General features: G+C 33.2%; 1 pseudogene. It reads left to right on the forward strand.

The annotated features are described in order from the left end of the window. Window positions 1-51: 51 nt before the first annotated feature. Window positions 52-521 (forward strand): annotated as a pseudogene (locus GXM17_RS21515) (hypothetical protein); the annotation flags it as partial.

A 521-nucleotide genomic window follows, 5' to 3' on the forward strand; every position in this document is an offset into this window, starting at 1 on the left:
AAATACAAGCCACTTCATGGGGTGGTTTTAATCAAGAACAATTTTTTAAAAATGATAAATAGTATAACAGTAAACGAGCCAATAATTATGAATACAACAGAAACATTAGAAAAACCAGACTTATCAAAATTCTCAGCTGCTGAATTAAAAGCAGCATTAGCAAAAGTAGAACCGAAAGAACGCGAGGAAAGGGAAACTTACAAAGATTTAGTTACTGAAACTGTACCAAAAGCCGTATTTGAATTATGCACAGCTTCAGAAGTAATGAGTAACGCGAAAACGAGAATTTTTAAATATTTTGAACAGGTTTTAGACCTTAAAAACAAAGTTTACGGATTAAAAGAAAAGAGACAATCGCACACATTTTCTACTGATAAAGAAGTAATAACGATTGGTTACAGAATCAATGAAGGCTGGGATGACACAGTAACGGCGGGAATCTCAAAAGTAGAAAATTACATTTCGTCACTTTCAAGAAATGAAGAAACTGCGGAATTGGTTGAAATGCTTTTCGGTTTACT

Source organism: Flavobacterium fluviatile (genome assembly GCF_010645065.1).
Taxonomy (GTDB): Bacteria; Bacteroidota; Bacteroidia; order Flavobacteriales; family Flavobacteriaceae; genus Flavobacterium; species Flavobacterium fluviatile.